The 23,624-nt window shown below is 63.8% G+C and carries 26 protein-coding genes; 5 read left to right on the forward strand and 21 right to left on the reverse strand.

Translation table 11 applies throughout. The features are described from left to right. Positions 1-7: 7 nt before the first annotated feature. The 11 genes from cysW to I5R65_RS05020 form a co-directional block, all read right to left on the reverse strand. Positions 8-907, reverse strand: coding sequence for a sulfate ABC transporter permease subunit CysW (cysW, locus tag I5R65_RS04970; protein WP_077235103.1), 900 nt, complete (start codon positions 905-907; stop codon positions 8-10). A 1-nt stretch (position 908) separates the two neighbouring features. Further along, on the reverse strand, positions 909-1,799 hold the full coding sequence (cysT, locus tag I5R65_RS04975; protein ID WP_180667360.1) for a sulfate ABC transporter permease subunit CysT: 891 nt from the start codon (positions 1,797-1,799) through the stop codon (positions 909-911). A gap of 159 nt (positions 1,800-1,958) precedes the next feature. After that, positions 1,959-2,537, reverse strand: a complete 579-nt coding sequence (locus tag I5R65_RS04980; protein ID WP_180667359.1) for an alpha/beta hydrolase — start codon at positions 2,535-2,537, stop codon at positions 1,959-1,961. Positions 2,538-2,577: 40 nt separating this feature from the next. Further along, positions 2,578-3,423, reverse strand: a complete 846-nt coding sequence (locus I5R65_RS04985; RefSeq protein WP_180667358.1) for an EAL domain-containing protein — start codon at positions 3,421-3,423, stop codon at positions 2,578-2,580. Positions 3,424-3,485: 62 nt separating this feature from the next. Next, positions 3,486-3,701, reverse strand: coding sequence for a molybdopterin-binding protein (locus tag I5R65_RS04990; protein WP_006464491.1), 216 nt, complete (start codon positions 3,699-3,701; stop codon positions 3,486-3,488). A gap of 92 nt (positions 3,702-3,793) precedes the next feature. After that, entirely contained in the window at positions 3,794-4,627 is an 834-nt protein-coding gene (locus I5R65_RS04995) for an ATP-binding cassette domain-containing protein (protein WP_180667357.1), read from the reverse strand. Between the two features lie 20 nt (positions 4,628-4,647). Beyond that, positions 4,648-5,499 (reverse strand): aliphatic sulfonate ABC transporter permease SsuC, encoded by an 852-nt coding sequence (gene ssuC, locus I5R65_RS05000; protein WP_180667356.1) that lies wholly within the window; start codon positions 5,497-5,499, stop codon positions 4,648-4,650. A gap of 7 nt (positions 5,500-5,506) precedes the next feature. After that, positions 5,507-6,673 carry an FMNH2-dependent alkanesulfonate monooxygenase gene (ssuD, locus tag I5R65_RS05005; protein WP_180667355.1) on the reverse strand — a complete coding sequence of 389 codons (1,167 nt, stop codon included), beginning with the start codon at positions 6,671-6,673 and terminating at the stop codon, positions 5,507-5,509. Positions 6,674-6,707: 34 nt separating this feature from the next. Further along, positions 6,708-7,691 (reverse strand): sulfonate ABC transporter substrate-binding protein, encoded by a 984-nt coding sequence (locus I5R65_RS05010; protein WP_180667354.1) that lies wholly within the window; start codon positions 7,689-7,691, stop codon positions 6,708-6,710. A gap of 108 nt (positions 7,692-7,799) precedes the next feature. Next, the gene (gene ssuE / locus I5R65_RS05015; protein ID WP_180667353.1) at positions 7,800-8,396 is read right to left on the reverse strand and encodes an NADPH-dependent FMN reductase; all 597 of its coding nucleotides are present in this window, start codon (positions 8,394-8,396) and stop codon (positions 7,800-7,802) included. 63 nt (positions 8,397-8,459) lie between these two features. Then, positions 8,460-9,473, reverse strand: coding sequence for a sulfate ABC transporter substrate-binding protein (locus tag I5R65_RS05020; protein WP_180667352.1), 1,014 nt, complete (start codon positions 9,471-9,473; stop codon positions 8,460-8,462). 334 nt (positions 9,474-9,807) lie between these two features. On the opposite strand from I5R65_RS05020, the gene I5R65_RS05025 reads away from it, so the two are divergent. Beyond that, the gene (locus tag I5R65_RS05025) at positions 9,808-10,593 is read left to right on the forward strand and encodes an IclR family transcriptional regulator (protein WP_180667351.1); all 786 of its coding nucleotides are present in this window, start codon (positions 9,808-9,810) and stop codon (positions 10,591-10,593) included. 94 nt (positions 10,594-10,687) lie between these two features. Here the strand turns inward: I5R65_RS05025 and pbpG are convergent, their stop codons facing one another. After that, positions 10,688-11,791, reverse strand: a complete 1,104-nt coding sequence (gene pbpG, locus I5R65_RS05030) for a D-alanyl-D-alanine endopeptidase (RefSeq protein ID WP_180667350.1) — start codon at positions 11,789-11,791, stop codon at positions 10,688-10,690. A gap of 426 nt (positions 11,792-12,217) precedes the next feature. After that, positions 12,218-12,979, reverse strand: coding sequence for a class I SAM-dependent methyltransferase (locus I5R65_RS05035; protein ID WP_180667349.1), 762 nt, complete (start codon positions 12,977-12,979; stop codon positions 12,218-12,220). Between the two features lie 161 nt (positions 12,980-13,140). On the opposite strand from I5R65_RS05035, the gene I5R65_RS05040 reads away from it, so the two are divergent. Continuing rightward, positions 13,141-13,947, forward strand: a complete 807-nt coding sequence (locus I5R65_RS05040; protein WP_180667348.1) for a helix-turn-helix transcriptional regulator — start codon at positions 13,141-13,143, stop codon at positions 13,945-13,947. A 3-nt stretch (positions 13,948-13,950) separates the two neighbouring features. Here I5R65_RS05040 and I5R65_RS05045 read toward each other — a convergent pair whose 3' ends face one another. Beyond that, positions 13,951-14,850: a DMT family transporter gene (locus I5R65_RS05045; RefSeq protein WP_180667347.1), complete on the reverse strand. Its 900-nt coding sequence runs from the start codon at positions 14,848-14,850 to the stop codon at positions 13,951-13,953. A gap of 59 nt (positions 14,851-14,909) precedes the next feature. After that, complete coding sequence (locus I5R65_RS05050; RefSeq protein ID WP_180667346.1) at positions 14,910-15,818, reverse strand: histone deacetylase; 909 nt, start codon at positions 15,816-15,818, stop codon at positions 14,910-14,912. Between the two features lie 375 nt (positions 15,819-16,193). Here I5R65_RS05050 and I5R65_RS05055 point away from each other — a divergent pair, with 375 nt between their 5' ends. Further along, positions 16,194-16,757, forward strand: coding sequence for a phasin family protein (locus I5R65_RS05055; RefSeq protein WP_180667345.1), 564 nt, complete (start codon positions 16,194-16,196; stop codon positions 16,755-16,757). An 88-nt stretch (positions 16,758-16,845) separates the two neighbouring features. Here the strand turns inward: I5R65_RS05055 and I5R65_RS05060 are convergent, their stop codons facing one another. The 5 genes from I5R65_RS05060 to I5R65_RS05080 form a co-directional block, all read right to left on the reverse strand. Beyond that, positions 16,846-17,652 (reverse strand): molybdopterin-binding protein, encoded by an 807-nt coding sequence (locus tag I5R65_RS05060; RefSeq protein ID WP_180667344.1) that lies wholly within the window; start codon positions 17,650-17,652, stop codon positions 16,846-16,848. Between the two features lie 122 nt (positions 17,653-17,774). After that, a complete protein-coding gene (locus I5R65_RS05065) occupies positions 17,775-18,620 on the reverse strand; it encodes an EI24 domain-containing protein (RefSeq protein ID WP_180667343.1) in 846 nt (281 codons plus the stop codon). Next, on the reverse strand, positions 18,620-19,606 hold the full coding sequence (locus tag I5R65_RS05070; protein ID WP_180667342.1) for a sterol desaturase family protein: 987 nt from the start codon (positions 19,604-19,606) through the stop codon (positions 18,620-18,622). The genes I5R65_RS05065 and I5R65_RS05070 overlap by 1 nt, the downstream gene beginning before the upstream one ends. A gap of 111 nt (positions 19,607-19,717) precedes the next feature. After that, on the reverse strand, positions 19,718-20,539 hold the full coding sequence (locus I5R65_RS05075) for a polysaccharide deacetylase family protein (RefSeq protein WP_180667341.1): 822 nt from the start codon (positions 20,537-20,539) through the stop codon (positions 19,718-19,720). Between the two features lie 22 nt (positions 20,540-20,561). Continuing rightward, a complete protein-coding gene (locus I5R65_RS05080; protein ID WP_180667340.1) occupies positions 20,562-21,554 on the reverse strand; it encodes a beta-propeller fold lactonase family protein in 993 nt (330 codons plus the stop codon). Positions 21,555-21,866: 312 nt separating this feature from the next. On the opposite strand from I5R65_RS05080, the gene I5R65_RS05085 reads away from it, so the two are divergent. Both I5R65_RS05085 and I5R65_RS05090 read left to right on the forward strand, forming a co-directional pair. After that, positions 21,867-22,223 (forward strand): FKBP-type peptidyl-prolyl cis-trans isomerase, encoded by a 357-nt coding sequence (locus tag I5R65_RS05085; RefSeq protein WP_180667687.1) that lies wholly within the window; start codon positions 21,867-21,869, stop codon positions 22,221-22,223. 20 nt (positions 22,224-22,243) lie between these two features. Then, positions 22,244-22,501, forward strand: a complete 258-nt coding sequence (locus I5R65_RS05090) for an acyl-CoA-binding protein (RefSeq protein WP_077235077.1) — start codon at positions 22,244-22,246, stop codon at positions 22,499-22,501. A gap of 111 nt (positions 22,502-22,612) precedes the next feature. On the opposite strand, the gene I5R65_RS05095 is transcribed toward I5R65_RS05090, so the two are convergent. Continuing rightward, positions 22,613-23,593 (reverse strand): D-glycerate dehydrogenase, encoded by a 981-nt coding sequence (locus tag I5R65_RS05095; protein WP_180667339.1) that lies wholly within the window; start codon positions 23,591-23,593, stop codon positions 22,613-22,615. Between the last annotated feature and the right edge of the window lie 31 nt (positions 23,594-23,624).

Genomic DNA, 23,624 nt, shown 5'->3' on the forward strand with positions numbered 1-23,624 from the left:
GAACTCCTTAGACTTGCTCGCTGGCGCTGTGCTGCTGATGCAGTCGCCACTCGATGACACTCTTGATGGCCAGCGTGACCAAGGCCAGGAAAGCCAGCAGCGAGGCCACGGCGAAGGCGCCGGTGATGTTGAATTCGTTGTAGAGGATTTCCACCTGCAGCGGGATGGTGTTGGTCTCGCCCCGAATATGACCGGAGACCACCGACACCGCGCCGAACTCGCCCATGGCGCGGGCGTTGCAGAGGATCACGCCATACAGCAGGCCCCACTTGATATTGGGCAGGGTCACGTGCCAGAAGGTACGCCAGCCGGAGGCGCCCAGCACCAGCGCGGCCTCCTCTTCCTCGCTGCCCTGCGACTGCATCAGCGGGATCAGCTCGCGCGCCACGAACGGGAAGGTCACGAAGATGGTGGCCAGCACGATGCCCGGCACGGCGAAGAGGATCTTGATGTCATGTTCGCGCAGCCAGGGACCCAGATAGCCTTGCAGGCCGAACAGCAGCACGTAGATCAGGCCCGAGATCACCGGTGAGACCGAGAACGGCAGGTCGATCAGGGTCAGCAGTACGTTCTTGCCACGGAACTCGAACTTGGCGATGGCCCACGCCGCCGCCACGCCGAACACCAGGTTCAGCGGCACGGCGATGGCCGCCGTGATCACGGTCAGCTTGATGGCCGACCAGGCGTCGGCCTCGGTGATGGAGGCCACATAGACATCCCAGCCCTTGCGCAAGGCTTCATAGAACACCGCCACCAGCGGCACGAACAGGAAGAGCGTCAAGAACACCAGGGCAATGCCGATCAACAGGGCACGCACCCAGAACGGCTCCAGGGTGGCTCCGGGGGTGATCGGCGGCTCGCCGCGGGCGATGTTCTGGCCGGCGAGGGAAACAGGCGCGCCACTCATCTCAGGTCCTCTCTGCCCGGCCACGCTTGCGGGTCCAGGCTTGCAACAGGTTGATGGTCAGCAGCAAGACGAAGGACACCAGCAGCATCACCATGGCAATCGCGGTGGCGCCGGCGTAGTCGTACTGCTCCAGCTTGGTGACGATGAACAGCGGCGTGATCTCGGACACCATCGGCATGTTGCCGGCGATGAAGACCACCGAGCCGTATTCGCCGGAGGCGCGCGCAAAGGCCAGGGCAAACCCGGTCAGCAGCGCCGGCAGGATGGTCGGGAACACCACGCGGATGAAGGTCTGCCAGCGGTTCGCACCCAGGCTGGCGGCGGCCTCTTCGAGCTCGCGCTCGGCCTCTTCCAGTACCGGCTGCACGGTGCGCACCACGAACGGCAGGCCAATGAAGGTCAGCGCCACCAGCACGCCCAACGGGGTGAAGGCGACCTTGATGCCCAGGGGCGCGAGCAGCTTGCCCAGCCAGCCGTTCTGCGAATACAGGGTCGTCAGGGCGATGCCGGCCACGGCCGTGGGCAGGGCGAACGGCAGGTCCACCAGGGCATCGATGATGTGTTTGCCGGGAAAGCGGTAGCGCACCAGCACCCAGGCCACGATGCCGCCGAAGATCACATTGAGGAAGGCGCCGATCAGCGAAGCGCCGAAGCTCAGGCGATAGGAGGCCATCACCCGTGGCGAGGTCACGGCATCGATGAAACCGCCCCAGGTCAGCGTGAAGGTCTTCAGGAACAGGGCCGACAGCGGGATCAGGACGATCAGCGCCAGGTAAAAGATGGTGAAGCCCAGCGACAATCGGAAACCGGGCAATACGCGCCGGCCGGTCCCGCCGGAAGCGGCCACTGGCGCGGCCCGGGGGGCGGCCAGGGAAACAGGGGTTGCGGACATGTCGTTCTCTTTTTATTACAAATGCGACTATAGGTGACCGATAATCGCATTCGCAGGTTATAAAGAGAACGAAGTTTTTTGCATGCCTTTAGAAGGAAAGCGCATAAAGAGCGGCCGAAAACCGTCTTTTTGCGCCCTGCCCCGCCGCCGGGAAAAACCTCAGGGAATCTGTTCCAGCAGCTCCAGCAGCCACTGCTGGCCCTGCGTCCAATCACCCAGGCCGGACTCGGCATTGATATGCCCGCGGGGACCGATGGAGCGGAACTGTGCGCCCCAGGCCTCGGCCCAGTGGCGGGCGCGGTCGGCGCGCATCCAGGGGTCGTTGTCGCTGCCGACCACCAGTGCCGGATACGGCAGCCGGTGGCGTACCGCCGTGCTCACGCTGAATTTGGCCGGATCGGCCGGCGCCACCAGCAGGGCCGCCACGATGGGATGGGCCGAGCCGCCTTCGGCCAGCAGGGCAGCGGTGCGCTGTACGGTGGTCAGGCAGCCGAAGCTGTGCGCCACGATCACCGTGGGCCGGCCATCGCGGGCCAGCACTTCGCCCAGGCGCTGCGACCAGGCCGACAGGTCAGGGGTTTCCCAATCGTCTTGCCGCACCCGTTCGAAGGCCGGGTAGAGCCGCTGCCAGCGCGATTGCCAGTGCTCGGGCCCACTATCGGACAAGCCCGGTGCCACCAGCACGCGGAAATCGGACAGCCGCGCCGGGGCCGGGGAAACGTGGGACGACAGACTCATGCAGGCCTCGCTGTTGAGGATAGGGAAGACCGAGTATGCCTCAAGCGGCATTCCGGATACCCGCTATCTGGTCCGGCAGTCTTGCGCCCGGCGTATCCCACAGGTACCCCTGGGCGAGGATGGGTTGGGCCAGGGCCTGGCCGAACTGGCTCAGCTTGTCGAAGACCTCGCGGCTCTCGACGCGCTTGAAGAAGATGCGCACACCCTGCTCCGCCGCCCGCAGCAAGAGCAAGGCTACGCTGTCGGGATCGGGCAGTTCGCGGGCATCGACCTTGATCAGGTCCGGCTTGATCTTGTCCAGCAGGCCCAGCGCCTCCAGCGGACTATTGGCCGACACCCCGAGGCGGAAGCCATTGCGACGGTAATTGTCCAGCACATAGTTGAGCAGCCAGCGCTGGTTGGGCGTGACCACCGGCAATTGCAGCACGATGCGCTCGTGCGGCAGTTCCAGTGCCGCCAGGATGCGACGGTAGGCCACACCATGGTTGTTGTTGACCGCTGCCAGCAGGCGCGCATGCACCGAGAGATGCAGCTCGGGGGCGTCAGTACCGCCCTGGCCGGCCTGGCCGACCTGACGATAATAGTTGATGGCATGCAGCATGCGGCACAGGCGGTCCAGCTCGACCGATTCGTCGTCGCTGGCGGCCTGGTCGAGCAGCTTCCAGAGGTGGAGTCCGTCATCGACCGCCGAATGGCTGCGGGCGAAAGCTTCACATGCAACGATGTCGCCCTGTTCGAAGCTGCGCACCGGCTGGAAGGCCGAGGTCAGCGATGTATTGAAGAAACGCCCTGCAGCGCGTCCCTGCTCATCCAGCCAGACCTTGGAGGAGGTCGACTGGGTGGCTTGCAGACGCGCCAGGTAAGCATCCAAAGCCTGATATGCCATCGGGCCTGCTCCTGGAAAAAGTGGCCGCCCGGGCGAGTTTCAGCCATGGGCGGCGGGGAGGATCACAGCTTGGCGATCGACACTTCGGTGGCCTTGACCAGCGCCACGACTTCGCTGCCGATGGTCAGGCCCAGGTCCTTGACCGAACGGGTGGTGATGACGGAGGTGACGATGCCGGCCGGGGTCTCGACATCCACCTCGGACACCACCGAACCTTCGATGATGGCCTTGACCTTGCCCTTGAACTGGTTACGTACGTTGATCGCTTGAATGGTCATGCTCTGCTCCTTGATGAAACGGCGGCGGCACCTGCCGCGCCGCATGGGTTGAAATGCTCGTTACTACGGAAAATGTTTGCTTCGACGGTGGATCAGACCGCCCACTGCACCTGCTGCACGCCGCGTGGAACGAAAGCAGGCTCCAGCGGCGCGGTAGCGGCATCGCTGCCGGGATGGCGCAACACGCGCGCCAGGATCGCCTCTTCCAGCGCAGCGAACTGCGCCTGTCCACGTGAGCGCGGGCGGTCCAGTACGATGCGCCGGTCCAGCGCTACCCGGCCGTCTTCGATGAGCAGCACGCGGTCGGCCAGGGCGATGGCTTCCTGCACGTCGTGGGTCACCAGCAAGGCAGTGAAGCCACGCTCGCGCCACAGCGATTCGATCAGGGCCTGCATCTCGATGCGGGTCAGGGCATCAAGCGCACCCAGCGGCTCGTCCAGCAACAGCAATTGCGGATCGTGCACCAGCGCCCGGGCCAGGGCCACGCGCTGTCGCTGGCCACCCGAGAGCACCGCCGGCCATTCGCCGGCGCGCTGTTCCAGCCCGACCTGCTGCAGGGCCTGCAGGGCGAGCGGCGCTTGCTGCTTCGGCAGACCCAGCGCCACATTGGCCTGGACCCGCTTCCACGGCAGCAGACGCGCATCCTGGAACATGATGCGCACTTCGGGCTCACCGCCGGCACCGTGTTCATAGACCACCTCGCCGCCGCTGGCCGCATCCAGTTGCGCCACCAGGCGCAGCAGCGTGCTCTTGCCGCAACCACTGCGACCGACGATGGCCACGAATTCGCCGGGGGCGATGTCCAGGTCGATGTCGTGCAATACCGTACGCCCGCTGAAGGCCTTGGACAGGGCGCGCAGCTTCAGGCCCACACCGCGGCCGGCGGCGCGGCCCAGTGCCTGGCTTTCCTGTTGGTCGTGACGCATGCCGTTCTCCTGATGCGAAGTCATTGGTAACCCGGATGCCAGCGCAGCCAGAAGCGCTCCAGCGTACGGGCGGCGGTATCGGCCAGCTTGCCCAGCAGGGCATAGAGCAGGATGCCGACCAGCACCACATCGGTCTGCAGGAATTCACGGGCATTCATGGTCATGTAGCCGATGCCGGCCTGGGCAGAGATGGTCTCGGCCACGATCAGCAGCACCCACACCAGGCCCAGCGCGAAGCGCAGCCCGACCAGGATGGACGGCAAGGCGCCCGGCAGGATCACGTCGCGATACAGCGGCCAGCCCGACAGGCCATAGCTCCTGGCCATCTCGATGAGCCCCTGGTCCACCGAACGGATGCCGTGGAAAGTATTGAGGTAGACCGGAAAGAACACGCCCACCGAGACCAGGAACAGCTTGGCCGTCTCGTCGATGCCGAACCACAGGATCACCAGCGGGATCAAGGCCAGGGCCGGAATATTGCGCACCATCTGCAGGGTGGTATCGAGCAGCAGTTCGGCCGAGCGCAGGCTGCCGGAGAGCAGGCCGAGCACCAGACCCAGGCCGGCACCGACCGCAAAGCCCGAGGCCGCACGACCGCTGGAGACGGCCAGGTGGCGCCATAGCTCCCCGGAGGCAGACAGTTTCCAGGCCGCCGTGAGGACCGCAAACGGTTCCGGCAGGATGCGGCTGGACAGCCAGCCGGCCTGCGAGGCCAATTGCCACCACGCCAGCAGCAGCACCGGCAACAGCCAGCCCACCCAGGCGCCACGCAGCTTGCGCGGCGAGCGGCCGGCCGCACGGGCGGCCTTGCCGGCGGGCGCGCTGGTGGTACCAGTGGTAGCGCTGTTCAGCGGATTGGATGCGCTCGTCATGCCTGCCTCAGCTGGCCGACACGCGCACCGGCGCGGCCTTGGGGAGTTCGGTATTGCCGACGATCTCGCCGAAGGGACCGGTCAGGTTGAATCCCGGCAGGGTCTCGCGCTGCGGACGTGGCAACAGCGGGAAGACCAGCTCGGCAAAGCGATACGATTCTTCCAGGTGCGGATAGCCCGAGAGGATGAAGGTATCGATGCCCAGCGCCGCATATTCCTTGAGCCGTTCGGCGACCGTGGGGCCATCGCCCACCAGCGCCGTACCGGCACCGCCGCGCACCAGGCCGACCCCGGCCCAGAGGTTGGGGCTCACTTCCAGCTTGTCGCGCCGGCCGCCGTGCAGGGCCGCCATGCGACGCTGCCCTTCCGAATCCATGCGGGCGAAGTTGGCCTGGGCCTTGGCGATGGTCTCGTCGTCCAGGCGGCTGATCAGTTCATCGGCGGCGCGCCAGGCGGCTTCGTTGGTCTCGCGCACGATCACGTGCAGGCGGATGCCGAAACGCAGGGTGCGACCGGCGCGGGCGGCGCGTTCGCGCACGCGGGCGATCTTCTCGGCCACGGCGGCCGGCGGCTCGCCCCAAGTCAGATAGACGTCCACCTGCTCGGCAGCCAGGTCGATGGCCTCGTCCGAGGAACCGCCGAAATACAGCGGCGGATAGGGTTTCTGCAGGGGCGGATAAAGCGCCTTGGCACCCTTGACGCTCAGATGCTTGCCCTCGAAATGGGTCTCTTCGCCGGTATGGGTCTTGGCCAGCACCTCGCGCCAGATCTTGAGGAACTCGTCGGAAATCTCGTACCGCTCGGCATGGGTGCCGAAGATGCCATCACTCTCCTGTTCCACCGGATCGCCACCGGTGACGACGTTGATCAGCAGGCGGCCGTTCGAAAGACGGTCGAAGGTGGCGGCCATGCGCGCCGACAGGGTCGGCGCGGTCAGGCCTGGGCGCACCGCCACCAGGAATTTCAGGCGGCGGGTGGCGTCGATCAGGCTGGCGGCGGCCACCCAGGCGTCTTCGCAGGAACGGCCGGTGGGCAGCAGCACGCCGTCATAGCCCAGCGTATCGGCGGCCACGGCGACCTGCTTCATGTAGTCATGACTGACCGGACGCGCGCCTTCGGTGGTGCCGAGGTAGCGGCTGTCGCCATGGGTGGGGATAAACCAGAAAACGTTCATGCTTGACTCCTGCGCTGCGGCAACCGGGTGGACATCATTTGAGGACGGCATCGCTGACCTTGAGTTGTTTGGGGATCAGCTTCAGTTCATAGAAGGCATCGGCGATCTTCTGCTGCTCGGCCAGCACCTGAGCATCGACCGGCTTGTAGACGTGGGCATAGCGCTTCAAGCCGGTTTCGATGATGTCGGCATCCAGGCCCTGGATGGGGGCCAGCTGGGCCGCGGCCTCGGCGGTATGGGTACGCACCCACTCCCCTTCACGGGTGATCTCTTCCAGCAGGACCTTCTGCACCTGCGGATTCTTCGCCGCGAAAGGACGCGCGCTCAGGAAGAACTGGTGATGACTGACCGCGCCCACGCCGCTGGCCAGTCGCCGCGCGCCGACCTGCTTTTCGGCGGCCGCCTGGAACGGGTCCCAGATCGCCCAGGCATCCACGGCACCGCGCTCGAAGGCGGCGCGGGCATCGGCCGGCGCCAGGTAGACCGGCTGGATGTCGCTGTATTGCAGGCCGGCCTTCTTGAGCAGGGCCACCACCAGCCAGTGCACGTCGGAACCCTTGTTGAAGGCGATCTTCTTTCCCTTCAGTTCAGCTACGCTTTTGATAGGTGAATTTTTTTGCACCAGCAGGCCTTCGGCATCCGGGGTCGGGATTTCGTAGGCGGTATAGACGAAGTCGGCACCGGCAGCCTGGGCGAACACCGGCGGCGCCTCACCGACGTAGCCGAAATCGACCGAGCCGACATTGAGCGCTTCCAGCAATTGCGGACCGGCCGCGAACTCGGCCCATTTCACTTCCACGCCCAGCGGCTGCAGGCGCTTTTCCAGCGTGCCGTGAGCCTTGAGCAAGACCAGGGTATTGGCCGCCTTCTGGTAGCCGATGCGCAGGACACGGGCTTCCTGGGCCTGCACCGCGGCGGCGCCCAGGGCGAGGGCCGTGGTCGCCAGCGCCAGGGCCGACAGGCCGGCCAGCGTGCGACGACGGGAGGAATGGACAATCTTGTTCTTGTTGGCAGACACGTTTTCTCCAGATTTGGGCGTACAGAGGGCCTTCGGCTGCATCAGCCGGTGATGTTGTCAGGCGTTTGATCTAGGCCGGATCGCTGCGGCCGTGTTCAGCAAGAGGCGTCAATAAGAGACGCTGTACTGCAGTTGCGAGAACGGTATTTCGCGGAACTCTTCCGGTGCGGCCTTGTGCAGGGCCAGGAGGCTGGCCGACAACTGCGCCACGCCTTCATCGACGCGGGTGGCGATGGGGGCGTCCAGCACCAGGCCCTGCTCTTCGCTCCAGGTCACCTGGGCTTCGGTGGCGTAGATGCTGGGCAGCACATGCTTGGGATTGAGCGAGGACAGCACCGGGCGCAAGGCATAGTCCAGCGCCAGCATGTGCGACTGACTGCCACCGGTGGCCAGCGGCAGCACCAGCTTGTTGGTCAGGCCGAACTGCGGCAGCAGGTCGAGGAAGGCCTTGAGGATGCCGCTGTAGGCCGCCTTGTAGACCGGGGTGGCGACCACCACGGCCGAGGCTTCCTCGAGGGCGGACAGGGCCGCCTTGATCTCGGCATTGTTCCAGTCGGCGCGCAGGATGGCCTGGCCCGGCAGGTCGCGCACGTCCAGGCGGGCATGGCGGTGGCCGAGCTGGGCCAGCTTGTCGCCGACGTGGTGCAGCAGACGGGTGGAGCGGGAAGGCGCCGAAGGGCTGCCGGCCAGGAGCAGGATGGTCATGTCGTGTGCTTGAGCGTTGAGCGGGAGGGAACCGGCGGCGCCGGCGCCCTGCCTGGTTTCAGATCACTTCTTGTTGGGTGCGTAGAGCTGGTCGAAGGTACCGCCGTCGGCGAAGTGGGTCTTCTGGGCCTTTTGCCAGCCGCCGAAGTCCTTGTCGATGGTCACCAGGTTCAGCTTGGGGAACTGCGCAGCGTACTTGGCGGCGATCTTTGGATCGATGGGGCGGTAGTAGTTCTTGGCGATGATTTCCTGGCCCTCCTCCGAATACAGGTGCTTGAGGTATTCCTCGGCCACCTTGCGGGTACCGCGACGGTCGACCACCTTGTCCACCACGGCCACCGGGGGTTCGGTCAGGATGGAGATCGAGGGCGCGACGATGTCGAACTTGTCCGGCCCCCATTCCTTCAACGAAATCAGGGCTTCGTTTTCCCAGGCCAGCAGGACATCGCCGATGCCGCGTTCGACGAAGGTGATGGTGGCGCCACGGGCACCCGAATCCAGCACCGGCACGTTCTTGAAGAGCTTGGCGATGTAGTCGCGGGCGGCATCGTCGCTCCCGCCCTTCTGCTTGGCATAGGCCCAGGCGGCCAGGTAGTTCCAGCGCGCACCGCCCGAGGTCTTGGGGTTGGGGGTGATGACGGACACGCCCGGCTTGATCAGGTCGCCCCAGTCCTTGATGCCCTTGGGATTGCCCTTGCGCACCAGGAACACGATGGTAGAGGTATAGGGCGAACTGTTGTGTGGCAGGCGCTTTTGCCAGTCGGCCGGCAGCAGCTTGGCCTTTTCCGAGATTTCGTCGATGTCGTAGGCCAGGGCCAGGGTCACCACGTCGGCATCGATGCCGTCGATGACCGAGCGCCCCTGCTTGCCGGAGCCGCCATGGGAGGCCTTGATGGTCACGTTATCGCCGGCCTTTTCCTTCCAATACTTGGCGAAGGCCTTGTTGTAGTCGGCGTAGAGTTCGCGGGTCGGGTCGTAGGAGACGTTGAGCAGCGAGAGATCGGCCGCCTGCGCGACGTGGGCGGCTTGTGCCAGCACCAGGGTGGCGACGACCGATTTGATGATGTTCTTCAGCATGTCCGTTCCCGAAAGTGTTAGTTGTTTTGGAGCACACAGGTTAATGAGCCTGCTGCCTGAAAAGAACGAATACTTTCTTCTCTCGATATGCGGAAAACAGATATGCAAGCACAAGCCGCCGGAATAAGGCGGCCGGTCTTTATAACCAAATAGCGGGGACGGGCCAGGAAGAGGGAACGGGCGTTCGGTGGTCGAGCAGGCCGATCAGCCCTGCCCTACAGTGCATTGCAACGGCTGTTGACCGGCTTGAGGCAGATCAAAAACGCACGGTCGAACTTTTTGTTCTTTTCACATTGTGGTATAACCCTCATATTGCAACGCACCAGGCTGCGCCATGAAAAAAGAAGCTGCAGGCGAGACAGAACACATTTCCATCCAGGTCATCGAGCGACTGGTATCGCTGCTTGATGCGCTGGCCGATTATCCGGACCCGGTCAGCCTGAAGGAATTGTCGGCGGCGACCGACCTGCACCCGTCGACCGCGCACCGCATCCTCAACGACCTGGTGGTGAAGCGCTTCGTGGACCGCGTGGAACCCGGCACCTACCGCCTGGGCATGCGCCTGCTGGAGCTGGGCAATATCGTCAAGAGCCGGCTATCGGTGCGCGAGGCGGCGCTGGACTTCATGCGTGCCCTGCATCGCAAGACCCACCAGACCATCAACCTGTCGGTGCGGCAGGCCGACGAAATCGTCTATATCGACCGTTCCTTTTCCGAGCGCTCCGGCATGCAGGTGGTACGCGCCATCGGCGGCCGCGCGCCGTTGCACCTGACCTCCACCGGCAAGCTTTTCCTCTCGGTGGACGACCCCAAGAACGTGCGTGCCTATGCCACCCGCACCGGGTTGGCCGGGCATAACAAGAATTCCATCACCGACCTGACCAAGCTGGAACGCGAACTGTCCATGGTGCGCGCCCTCGGTTATGCCCGCGACAACGAGGAACTGGAGCTGGGCGTGCGCTGCATGGCCGCCGGCATCTGCGACGACAGCGGCAAGCTGGTGGCCGGCCTGTCGATCTCGGCCCCGGCCGATCGGCTGCAGGAGGAGTGGGTGGATGACCTGGTCAGCACGGCCAACCAGATTTCGTCGGCGCTGGGACATCGCCGGGACCGGGACTGATGCGAGGGTCTGTTCGCATTCAATCCGATTGAAAAACAAAAAAGCGAACCATCAGGTTCGCTTTTTTGTTGGTGCCGTAAGGTTCCTGCGACGATCAACCCTCGTCGGCCCTGACCATCTTCACACGGGTCAGGTTATTCGGCTGGTCTTCCACCAGCCACTTGCGCATGCGGGCGGCATCGCCCACGTGCGACAGGCGGCCCTTGGAGTCCAGGAACACCATCACGATGGGACGACCTTCGATACGGGTGTACATCACCAGGCAGTGGCCGGCTTCGTTGATGAAACCGGTCTTCTGCAGGCCGATGTCCCATTCCTTGTTGGAGGTCAGGCGGTTGGAGCTGTTGTACTGCATGGCGTGGCCGCTGGGTTCGACCATGTACTTGGGATCGGTGGAGTACTGGCGGATGATGGGGTAGTTGTAGGCCGCCACCACCAGCTTGGCCAGGTCGCGGGCGCTGGCCACGTTCTGGCTGGACAGGCCGGTCGAATCGACATAGTGGGTTTCAGTCATGCCCAGCGAGCGGGCCTTGGCGTTCATGGCCGCCACGAAGGCCGGCAGGCCGCCCGGATAGTTGCGACCCAACGCCGAAGCAGCACGGTTCTCGGAGCTCATCAAGGCGATGTGCAGCATGTCGTCGCGGCTCAGGGTGGCACCCACGCGCAGGCGCGAGCTGCTGTGCTTTTCGCGGTCGACGTCGTCATCGGTGACGGTCAGGGTTTCTTCCATGTTCAGGCGCGCTTCCACTACCACCAGTGCGGTCATCAGCTTGGTGACCGAGGCGATGGGCAGGGCCACCGAGGAATTCTTTTCAAACAGGACCTGCGAGCTGGCCTGGTCGATCACCAGGGCGACATTGGAGCGCAGGGCCAAGGGATCGGGCGTGAGGTTCAGGCCGGCCAGGTCGCCGGCGGTCATGACCGGTGGCACCACCGGCACCGAAGGGGCGGCCGAGACGCGCTGGTAGCTGATCTGGCGCTTGCCCTTGACCACGCTGACCTTGCGCACCAGCTTTTCGCGATTGTTCAGCGAGCCTTTGGCGACCGTCCTGCTCACGGCCGCGGCCGGCCGCTTGGCGATCACCTTCTTGGCCGGGGCCTTCTTGGCGGCGTTGTTGACCGTCTGGGCTGCGGCAGGTGCCAAACCAGCGTGGATGAAAAGTAGTGATGTGAAAATGGCCAGCGCTGATTTGAACATAGGTGGATCTCCCCCCGAATTTACCCTGATAGTACACAAGAGAAACGTTGGCAGTGTAGCAAAAAGCAGAATTTTCGCAAGAGAATTAAGATGTTAGCGCATTTATTTAAACGGCTTTCTATCTTGCGGCCGGCCGAAGCATCCCCTGCTTTCGGCCAATTTTCTGCAGTTTCCTGACCATCCTGCTCGATTTTCTTCGATTTATTTTTGAGCAAGATCCACGCCAACGAGGCGACATGATACCAGTCTAACCTTCCCTTTCAGGTCCTGAAAACGATAACAGAAGGTAATACCGGCCCCAGATGCTCGTTTTCGCGCTTTTTAGTTCACTTTAGAGACATCTGGAATGCATCACTAACGAACAATCGGAGGGCGCCGTTGACCGCGTAGTGCATCTGTGGCCGGCACGGCCACTGCAGCGGGAGATCAGGCCTTGCGGGCATCCAGCATGGCGACGTCGATGGAGAAGGAGCAAGCCTCGTCCAGCGCGAAATACTGCTTCACCTCTTCCGGCGCCGCCCTCCAGAGTGCCTTGATGGCGGTGATGTTGTCCTGCGGAGTGCGCATGCGGGCCACCCAGCTGTCGAATTCCAGGCGCAGTTTCCAGGTCTTGTCGCTGGCGATGGCGAAACCGGCGGCCTGCAGCAGCTTGCGCCAGGAGTTCGGGCTGATATTGCGGACATGTGAAGTATCACGCAGCAATTCGATGGCCTGCACATAGGTATCGGCCAGCACGTCGGCCGGTGCGGCGGTGTCGATGACGATGAAGCGTCCGCCCGGTTTGAGCACCCGGAACACTTCAGCGAGCGCCTGCGGCAGATTGCGCCAGTGGTGCACCGAAAAGCGGGTGCAGACCAGGTCGAAGCTGGCATCGGGAAATTCCAGCCGGTCGGCGCTGCCCTGGCGCACGGCCAGGTTGTCCAGGCCGCGCTCGCGGGCGGCGCGAGCGACCACGTCCAGCATTTCGGCGGCAATGTCGTAGGCAATCACTTTTTCCACCACCGGCGCCACGGCAAAGCTGGCGTGCCCGCCACCGCATCCCAAGTCCAGCACGCGGGCGCCGGGAATGGTGGCGGCGATGGCGGCGAGCTCTTGCAGATCAGCCCCCTGGGCATGCACGGCGCTGGTGAGATAGGCGGCGGCGGTACTGCCGAACTGTTCGGTGACGACTTGCTGGTGGCTGCGCATGGCGGGGCTCCTGAGACGAGGTAAGGTGGGGTGAAGAAAAACACAAAGCAGGCAATCGCATGATGCGATTGCCATGGATGAGCCGCCAGTCTAGCGAATCCTTATCCTGTTACAAGTTCATCATTTATACTATTACACCAACCACCACCCTCTCCCTCCGCATGGAACCCGATCCCGCCCGCCGCGCCCTCGGCGCTTTCCTCAAATCCCAGCGCGAACAGACGGCGCCGTCCCAAGCCGGCCTGCCGCATCTGGCCCATGGCCGACGTCGCACACCCGGCTTGCGACGTGAAGAAGTGGCGCAGTTGTGCGGCATCAGCGTGACCTGGTACACCTGGATCGAACAGGGGCGGACCGACTCCGTCTCGCCGCAGGCGCTGGCGCGCATCGCCGACGCACTGCACCTGCCCCGCGCCAAGCGGGCCTACCTGTTCGAACTGGCCGGCAAGAAGGACCCGGTGCTACCCGAGCAGCAGGCGGTGGCGGTGATTGCGGCGGAAATCCTGGAAGCGGTCGGCAACTTCCGCGCCCCGGCCTATCTGCTGGATCGCTACTGGAATGCGGTGGCCTGGAACCCGGCGGCGCGCAAGCTCTTTGTGGGGTGGCTGGATGAGGGCCATGCCGCGCCCAGCCTGCTGCGCTTCATGTTCGCCAACACCACGGCGCAGGCCTTGACAGTCGACTGGGAGCAGCGCGCGCGCCGGCTGGTGGCCGAGTTCCGGGCCGACAGTGCCAGCCTGCTGGACGATCCGGACCTGCTGGCGCTGGTGGAAGAATTGTCTGCCGCCAGCCCGCTGTTCAAGCGGGCCTGGCATCTGCAGGATGTGGTGGAACGTGAAGGCGGCGAGCGCCGCTTCCGACACCCGCAGGCGGGGGAACTGCGCTATCGCCAGGTCAACTTCCGCGTGGCCAACCGGCCGGACCTGAAACTGGTGACACTGATGCCGGACGCTGCCGCGCCCGGCTGATCTTCATTTGCGGACCACGAAGGCCACGCCAATCACCCCCACCAGCATGCCGAGCGCACCGATCAGGCTGAAGGCTTCGCCGAACATCAGCCAGGCCATCACGGCGGTGGTCGGGGGCGTGAGATAGAGCAAACTGGTGACGCTGGTGGCGGCGCTGCGGCGGATCAGTGCAAACAGCAGGAAGATGGCGCCAATCGACAGGGCCAGCACCGACCACAGCAGCGCAGCGATGAATTGTGGCGTCCAGTGGACCTTGCCAAGATGCCAATCCAGGCCTTCCACGGCCACGGCAAAAGGCAGCACCACCACGATGGAGGCCGCGAACTGGATCACGGTGCCGGTGCGCAGATCGAAGTGGGCGCAGTAGCGCTTCTGGTACAAGGTACCGATCGTGATACACAGGAGCGCAAACAGGCACAGGCCGATGCTGGCCGTGGACAGGCCGATCAGCGAAATCTTGTTGGCCACCACCAGCCCTACCCCGCACAGGCCTAGTGCCAGTCCCACCCATTGCCGGCCACGCACCGATTCGCCCAGCAAGGGCGCAGCGAAGGCGGTCAGGATGGGTTGCAGACCGACGATCAGGGCCGACAGGCCAGCCGGCATGCCGATCTTGATGGCGCACCAGACACCGGCCAGGTAGCCGGCCTGCAGCAACACGCCGGCCACGGCCACGTGACGGATGCGGCCATGCGGCCAGGGAGCGCGAAACAACAGCACCAGCGGCAGCAGCACGATCAGCACGCCGGTGAAGCGCAACAGCAGGAAGGTCAGCGGGGGCGCATATGGCAGGCCGAACTTGGCGACGATGAAGCCGGTGCTCCAGATCAATACGAACAACAGGGGCACCAGGCTCATCAGAAGCTGGCGCGACCGACTGGTGCCGGCGGAGGATTGCATCATTTCTTTTCCGTGGGCGGGCCGCATGCGTCATGCTCATGCGCGAATAGGCCCGGGTCATTTCACCGTGCGCTCCAGCGGGCAGCGTGGAGGCCGGCGAGTCTTATCGTTTGCAGGTGGACGGCGACGGTTTGTTCGATATCTCTGCCGTAGCCGCCCGCCATCGTAACCGCAACCGGAATTTTGTGCTCGCGTGCATAGGCGAACACGGTCTCGTCACGGGCCGCCAATCCGGCCATGCTCAGTTTCATCTTGCCCAGGCGGTCGCCCTCGTGCGGATCCGCGCCGGCCAGGTAGATCAGCAACTGCGGGGCGAAGCGCTGCTGCAGCGTCGTCAGGGCGCCCTGCAGGGCAGCCAGATAGTCGGCGTCACCGACGCCGTCGGGCAGGGCGACGTCGAGATCGCTGCGCTCCTTTTCAAAGGGGTAATTATTCTCTCCGTGCAGAGACAAAGTGAATACCGATTCATCCCGCGCCAGGATCGATGCGGTGCCGTTGCCCTGATGCACGTCCAGGTCGACGATGGCGACCCGGGCGGCCCGGCGCTCGGCCTGCATGAGGCGGGCGGCGATGGCAGCGTCATTGAAGACGCAGAAGCCGGCGCCATGGTCGGCATAGGCGTGGTGGGTGCCGCCGGCCAGGTTGACCGCAACCCCCTCCTCGAAGGCAGTGCGACAGGCGGCGATGGTAGCGCCGGAAGAGCGGCGCGAGCGCTCCACCATCTGCGGCGACCACGGAAAACCGATCTCGCGCTGTTCGGCTGCGCTCAGTTCGCCACGGCTGGCACGGTCGATGTAATCGGGATGGTGCGCCAGCGCCAGCTCGCCATCGCTGGCGGCCCGGGCTTCATGGAAATCGATGGCAGGCTGCAGGCTGGCCGCCCCTTCACGGATCATGCGGTACTTGATCATGGGGAAGCGGTGGCCCGGTGGCAGGGGCAGCACGAAATGGTCGCTGTAAAAGGCCTTCAAGAACAAATTCCTTCCTGTTGATACGGGTTTCTGCATTGCAACAAGCGTTTTGCGATGCGGCGCAAACGATTGCGCGCACGATACTGATAACGTAATTTCATTGGCTGGACAGCAAGCTGGAAAAGAATCGAATTCCTCATCAAAGATCGCGTAAGTCCTTGATTAGACGTGGATCAATTTTGAAACACTTTTCGCAGTTCTCACGCGATGAAACGTTTGACTTTATGCACGATTAAACTAGAATCCGCCTTGTGCAATGCATCATATTCAAATAAGAAATTACAGCGGAGATCCACCTTTCCCTTCAGATTGGTCCGTAAGCAATCACTGTCGCAGCATTGTTCATCAACCTATCACCGAGAAGGATGTTTCAACATGACGAACTACACCGAGCAATTTTCTGCTGCTGCCAAAGCCAATGCCGAAGCCCAGATCGCGCTGTTCAGCCAGCTGGCGAGCAAGACCTTTGAAGGCATGGAAAAACTGGTGGAGCTGAACCTGAAGGCGACCAAGTCCTCGCTCGAAGAAAGCCAGGCTGCAGCCCAGAAGCTGTTTGCTGCCAAGGACCCGCAGGAATTCTTCGCCCTCAGCAGCGCGCAGGCCCAGCCGACGCTGGAAAAGTCGGTCGCCTACGGCCGTCACCTGAGCGGCATCTTCTCCAGCACCCAGTCGGAACTGACCAAGGCTGCCGAAGCGCAGATCGCCGAAGCCAACCGCAAGGTGGTGGCAATGATCGACGAAGTCGCCAAGAACGCCCCGGCCGGTTCGGAACAGGCCATCTCGATGTTCAAGTCGGCCATCGGCAACATGAGCGCCGGCTACGAACAGTTCACCAAGAACGCCAAGCAAGCGGCCGAAGCGCTGGAAGCCAATGTCAGCAACGCCGTGGACCAGATGTCCCAGGCTGGCGCCAAGGTGACCCGCGCTGCCAAGAAGTAATCAAAAGTAATCAACAATCCGGCGCTCGCGCCGATTGCTGAAAGGCCCCGGCTGGACCGGGGCCTTTTGCCGTCTGACGCTCCGTGTTTCAGGCGCTGATCTGGAACTCGGCACGCAGGATGCGCAGGCCTTCCTGCATCTTCTCGAAGGCCGGCTCCACTTGTGTCGGGTCACCCTTCACGCCCAGGTCGATATGGCGGCGGGTCTGCTGGTCGCCCACGTGCGGCAGGCTGAAGACCTTCACCAGCGGGAATTGCGCCTCGATGGCTTCCATCAGCGGAGTCAGGGTCGATTCCATCGCCTCGTACACCAGCATCGAACGTTCGGCCCAGGCGTTGCGGTGGAACTGGTCGGCGTAGTGGTTCTCCAGCACCCATTCGAACATCGGCCAGGCCATCACCGGGAACCCGGGCGCGAAGTAATGGGCGCCCTCGCCGCTGGTATTGGGCAGGGAGAAGCCGGGAATCTTGTTGTAGGGATTGGGGATGATGGAGGCGCCCTGCGGGAACTCGCCCATCTTCAGGCGGTGCTGGTTCTCCGGCGCGTCGAAGTCGGGTGTGGCACCGGTTTCGCGGGCCATGTCGGCGATACGCTCCTGGATCTTTTCCTTGGCCTGGGGATGCAGCACCACCGGCACGCCCAGTGCGGCCGCAGCGCACTGGCGGGTATGGTCGTCCGGGGTGGCGCCGATGCCGCCGGTGCAGAACACCACGTCCTGGGTGGCCAGCGTGCGCTTCAGGGTGGCGGTGATGCGGGCCGGGTCGTCGCCCAGGTATTCCGCCCAGGACAATTGCAGGCCACGCTGGCTGAGCAGCTCCAAGACCTTGGGGAAATGCTTGTCGATGCGACGACCGGAGAGAATCTCGTCGCCGATGATGATGAGTCCGAATGCCATGAGAGAACCTGCCAGAAAGTTGTTGAAACACTGCGGCGATTATGCCCCATTCGACAGGGACGTGGCTGGCCGCGCCCTGCCCCGCCGCACAGCAGGTGCATCCAGCTGGCGTCAATCAGGCTTCAACGTGGCGTCACATCGATGACTGCACCATCCACCGGACCATCGGGTGCCTGGCCGCTGCGGTAGCGCAGCAGCGCTTCCAGGCAATAGAACTGGAACCACAGCGCGGTAAAGACGAACACCAGCACATACAGCCAGATCGCCAGCGCGGCCAGTGCCGGCAGCAGGATCACCGACAGCACCCCGCCCAGCCACAGCAGCGTGGGCGCCGCGCCCAGTGCGCCGGCGATGGTACCCACCGCCAGCAGCGGCCAGCGATGCAGGCGCAGCACGGCGTGCCGCTCTTCGGTGCTGGCGTAGTCGGCCAGGGTGTCGTAGGCCATGACGCGATAGGTCAGCCAGCCCCAGAGCAGCGAATGGATCACGAAGGCCAGCGGCGGGATCAGGAACACCCAGATCGTGGCCAGCCACAGGAGGGTGAATACCGCAAAGCACCACAGCGAGGTCCACAGACTGCCGGCGACGCTGCCGCCGTGGCGCTTGGAGAGCATGGGATAGTGACGCGCACCGATGTGGCGGGAAATGGCCGGGATCGTGAACAGGCCGACGAAGACCAGCGCCGTGATGATCATCAGCGGCAGCAGCGTCCACATCGCCAGGAGCGGTACCAGCACCGTCTTCAAGGTCGCCATGCCGAACCATGCCAGCATGCTGCCGATTTCCCCGAACAGGCTGTTGGTGACGAAATAGGCTTGCAGCCAGTCGATGATGGGTTGCAGGCCCAGCCACAGACAGACCGCCCACAGCGCCAGGGAAACCAGGAAAGGCAGCACGGTCAGCCACAGCATGCGGATGTGCAGCTGCGCCAGCAGGGCGCGACCGAAGGAGGCGAGGAAGAGGCGCATCAGCGTGGCTTCCTGCGGGTGAATTCAACCAGGCGCTTCAAGCCCAGCCATTGCTGCATCCAGAAGCCGCGGCCATAGTCGCGACCACGGCCGGCCGGTGGCGGCAGCTGGTCGCGCACGCCGGTCATGGCAAAACCCTGGCTGAAGTGGGCGGTACGGAAGATCACATCCCAGATCGGGAAGAGCACGGCGAAGTTATGCCCGCCCAGCGAATTGCGGCCCCGGCTTTCATGGCCCAGGCCGATGGCGTGATGGGTGCGATGGAAGCGCGGCGAGACCAGCAGGTATTCGCCGATGCGGCCGAAATGGATGCGCACATTGGCGTGCTGCAGGCTTTGCAGCATGCGCGAGAGCGAGACCAGCAGGATGTATTGCGAGGGCTCCACGCCGATCAGCACGGCGATCAGGCCGAAGATCATGTCGTGCACCAGGTTGTCGAGCATGTGGTTGCGGTCATCGCTCCACAGGTTCATGTTCTGCTGACTGTGGTGCAGGCTGTGCAGGGCCCACATCCAGCGCACGTTGTGCTGCGCCCAGTGGTAGACGTACTCGCACAGGTCCAGCACCACCATGTAGAGCAGGAAGCTGACCAGCGCGCGGTCGGTCACGCCAGGCCAGATCTGGTCCAGATTGAAGGTACCCCAGCCTTCCAGGTGCAATGCCTCGGACAGATAGGACAGGGACGGATCGAGCAGCAGGAAAGCGACGATGGGGATGATGCCCAGCCGCTGCAGGACGGTATAGATGAAATCGTTCCAGCGCGCGCGCGGGTCGGTGATGGGATGGACCGGGATCGCGGCCTCCAGCGGGCGCAGGATCAGGAACAGGATCACCAGTTCGCACAGGCCCACCAGCACGAATTCGGTGCCGGTGAAGGCTTCTTCGACGAATTCGCCCATGCCGGTGAAAAACACCAGCGGCTGTATCAGGGTCTCGAACAGCCAGCCCTGGACGGAGGCAAAGAGGTCGGAAATGGTCTGGATCATGGATAGGCTTGAATCGGTATGACGGTATGCCGCTGTGGACGGGCTGCGGGCCGACGGTCCAGAAGGCCCCCTGCCTCCTGCCGTCGGCGCCGGTTCGACTGGCAGCGGCGTTCAGTGTTCCTTGGCGGCGCCAAACAGGTGGCGGTAGGCTGGATGCTCGCGCAGGGTGGCAAAGCAGTACCCCTTCTGCTCCAGCCCGCTGATCAAGGGTTCCAGCACGGCCGGCGCCCAGGGATCCTGGCGCGACCAGATGCCCATATGGGCCAGGAAGATATCACCATCCTTGAGGCCATCGAGCGCCTTTTTCAGCAGCATCTCGTTGGGGAATTTGTCGCTGGGCAGTTCGTCGCCGGAAAAACCGGCCGGCGCCCAGGCCACATGGGCATAGCCGCAGGCTTCGCCGGCCTTGAGCAGGTTGTGCGTCAGGCGCCCGCCGGGGGCGCGCCACAGCGGGTCGAGCTTGTGCCCGGTCAGCTGCTGGAAGCGCTGGTCCACGCGCTGCATCTCCTGGCAATACTGGGCCGGGGTCCATTGCAGCTTCTTGCCGGCCTGCGCGCCGAATTGCGGCCGCACCTCGACCTTGCCGTCCGGCAGGTCGCGAACCACGTAGACATGGTCGAAGGTATGGGTACCAAAGGCATGGCCCTCGGCCACCAGCCGCTTCCACAGCGGCGCCCAGGCCGGGTCCAGGGAGTAGTCACCGTGGATGGTCTTCTCGTTGGCCAGGAAGAAGGTGGCCTTGATATGGTGGCGCAGCAGGGTCTGTTCGATCAGTTCGGCCTGGGACTGGCTGCCGGTATCGAAGGTGAGATAGATGTGCCCCTTGCAGGCGGCGGCCTCGGGCGCGGTGGATTGCGCAACGGCCTGGCCGGCCGCCAGGACGGCGAACAGGCACAGGCCGCGCAGGGTCTGGTTCGAGAGGGACAGCGTCATCGTGGAGCGGTCATCGGCGGGGTCAGATATCGGGCGCCCGGTTGTACAGGTAGATGCCGTGCGGCGAACGGCCTACCGGGATCACCTTGGTCACCGAACGGCTGGCCAGGTCGATCACTGCCACCTTCTTGCTCCAGCGCAGCGTGGCCCACATGGTCTTGCCGTCGGCGGTGACTTCCATGCAATCCGGGCCGCCGGGAACCTTGATGGTACCGACGTTTTCCAGCGTGGTCATGTCAACGATGCTGATGGTATTGGCCACCCGGTTGGAGACATAGATGAAGCGCTTGTCACCCTGACCACGGAAGTTGTGGGCGCCGATGCCGGTCTTGATCTTCTTGACCATCTTCTGGGTGCGCCAGTCGATCACCTCGACATAGTCCGACCCCATGATGCCCACCAGCAGGTACTTGTTGTCCGGGGTCATGACGATACCGGCCGGCAGCTTGCCCACCGGCATGGTCCACTTGACCTGCTGGGTGGCCAGGTCGATGGCGCTGATCTGGTCGCTGCCCTGCTGGGTGATGAAGGCGATGGTGCTGTCGTTGTCGAAGGCGATGTGGCTGGGCGTCTTGGCCAGCGGGATGCGCTTGGACAGCTTCAGGTCCTGGCCGTCATAACTGTAGACATCGACCCGGTCCAGGCGCAGGCCGGTGGCCACGAACCACTTCTGGTCGGGGGTGAAGCCGATCTGGTAGGGATCGATGATGTCGCGGATCTTGCGCTGCACGGTACCGGTCTTGGGGTCCAGGAACAGCAACTGGTTGCCGGTGGCGCTGGCCACGATCAGGGACTTGTTGTCCGGGGTGGCCATCAGGTGGTGCGGCTCCTTGCCGACCGAGAAGGTGGAGAGCTCCTTCTCACCGCTCTGGTCCAGCAGCGACACCGAGGCGTCGCCGGAGTTGAGCACCACCACCACGTTGGCATGGGCGGACACCGCGAGAACGGCCGACACACATGCTGCGCGGAGGGAAAGGGAAGAAAGGGATAAAAGTTGGCTGAATCGACGCAACATGACGAACTTTACACAAAAATGCCTGATCTCATCGTGCACGGAGCACGTCCTGGGCTCTTAACGCATGCCGGGAGCATCCCGCTGACAGCGCGCTGAGGCAATATGAAAAAAATTCAATTTTTGGTTTACACTGCCTGCCGTTCCGGTCGCATGCCGCAGCCGGAGCGGCCTGCAAGCCTGTCGCCAGGCGCCGACGCGCACGTGGTGGCGGACAACAGGAAACTTGCTTGCGAGCACTATCCATCAGTCCGGCTCCATCCAAGATGAACAGACAGGCCGCACACACCCTATCCCCTCACCGAAAGGAACATGATGTCCACGATCACCACAGCTTCCGGGCTGCAATATGAAGAAATCACCGTAGGCGCAGGCGACGAAGCCAAGGCCGGCAGCCATGTCACCGTGCATTACACCGGCTGGCTGCAGAATGCAGACGGCAGCGCCGGCAGCAAGTTCGATTCCAGCAAGGACCGTAATGACCCGTTCGCCTTCCCGCTGGGCGCAGGTCATGTGATCAAGGGCTGGGACGAAGGCGTGCAGGGCATGAAGATCGGCGGCACCCGCAAGCTGATCATCCCGGCGGAACTGGGCTATGGCGCCCGTGGCGCCGGCGGCGTGATTCCGCCCAATGCCACCCTGATCTTCGAAGTCGAACTGCTGGGCGTCTGAGCCCACGGGAGGAGAGAGACATGAGCACCCTGCAAGAACAGTTCGAAGCGGCCGTGGCCGAATCCAAGAGCCTGCCCGAGCGTCCCGACAACATGACCCTGCTGAAGATGTATGGCCTCTACAAGCAGGGCAGCAACGGCGACGTGCAGGGCGAGCGCCCCGGCATGACCGATTTCGTGGCCCGCGCCAAGTTCGACGCCTGGGCCGCGCTCAAGGGCAAGCCGCAAGCCGAAGCGCAGCAGGAATACATCGATATCTTCAATGACCTGAAGGGTTGATGCGGGCGCGGCATCCGTTAGCTGTTGCCGCATACCGGAAGCGAAAGCGTAGAAAAATGGGCGCACCCTTGATCGGGTGCGCCCATTTTGCTTTGTCGCAATGTGGCAGGATCAGCCCTTGACCACGTCCGGGTTGAGCAGGTTGGGCGGGCGCTGGCCGGACAAGGCGGCAATCAGGTTGCCGGCGGCGCAATTGGCCATGGCCAGGCGCGTGGGGGTGGAGGCGCTGGCGATGTGGGGGGTGAGCACCACATTGCTGAGATCGAGGAATTCCGGCTTGAAGGCCGGCTCGTTCTCGAACACGTCCACGCCGGCAGCGGCGATGCGGCCTTCACGCAAGGCCGCGATCAAGGCGGCGTCATCGACGATGCCGCCACGGGCGATATTGGTCAGGGTGGCGGTCGGCTTCATCAGCGCCAGCTCGGTGGCGCCGATGGTGTGGTGGGTGTCCTTCGAATAGGGCAGCACCAGCACCACGTGGTCGGCCTGCCGGAGCAGATCTTCCTTGCTGACGTAGCGCGCGTTGTTGGCACGCGCCTCCTGCTCCGGCGCCAGGCGCGACCGATTGTGGTACAGCACCTGCATGTCGAAGCCCAGCGAGCGGCGGGCGATGGCCTGGCCGATGCGGCCCATGCCGATGATGCCCAGGGTGGCGCCATGGATGTCGGGGCCGACGAAGCTGTCGTAGCTCCATTTCTTCCACTGGCCGGCGCGCAGGAAGTGCTCGGATTCGGTGATGCGGCGGGCGGCCGCCATCATCAGCGCCCAGCCGAAATCGGCGGTGGTCTCGTTGAGCACATCGGGCGTGTTGGTGGCCATCACGCCAGCGCGGGTGGCGGCGGCCACGTCGATGTTGTTGTAGCCCACGGCCATGTTGCAGACCGCCTTGAGTTGCGGATTGGCGGCGAACAGCGCCGCCGTGACCGGTTCGCTGGGGGTGGTGAAGAGGCCGACCTTGCCCTGGGCCCTGGCCTGCAGTTCATCGGCAGTGTAGATGCGGTCGTCCTGGTTGGACTCGACCTCGAAGTGCTGCTCCAGGCGCGCCAATACTTCAGGGAAGACGGCGCGGGCGACGAAGATCTTTGGTTTCATAGGAGGCTCGTAGTGTCTCGAAATGTCTGGT

It is taken from the genome of Herbaspirillum sp. AP02 (genome assembly GCF_015767275.1).
Taxonomy (GTDB): domain Bacteria; phylum Pseudomonadota; class Gammaproteobacteria; order Burkholderiales; family Burkholderiaceae_D; genus Herbaspirillum.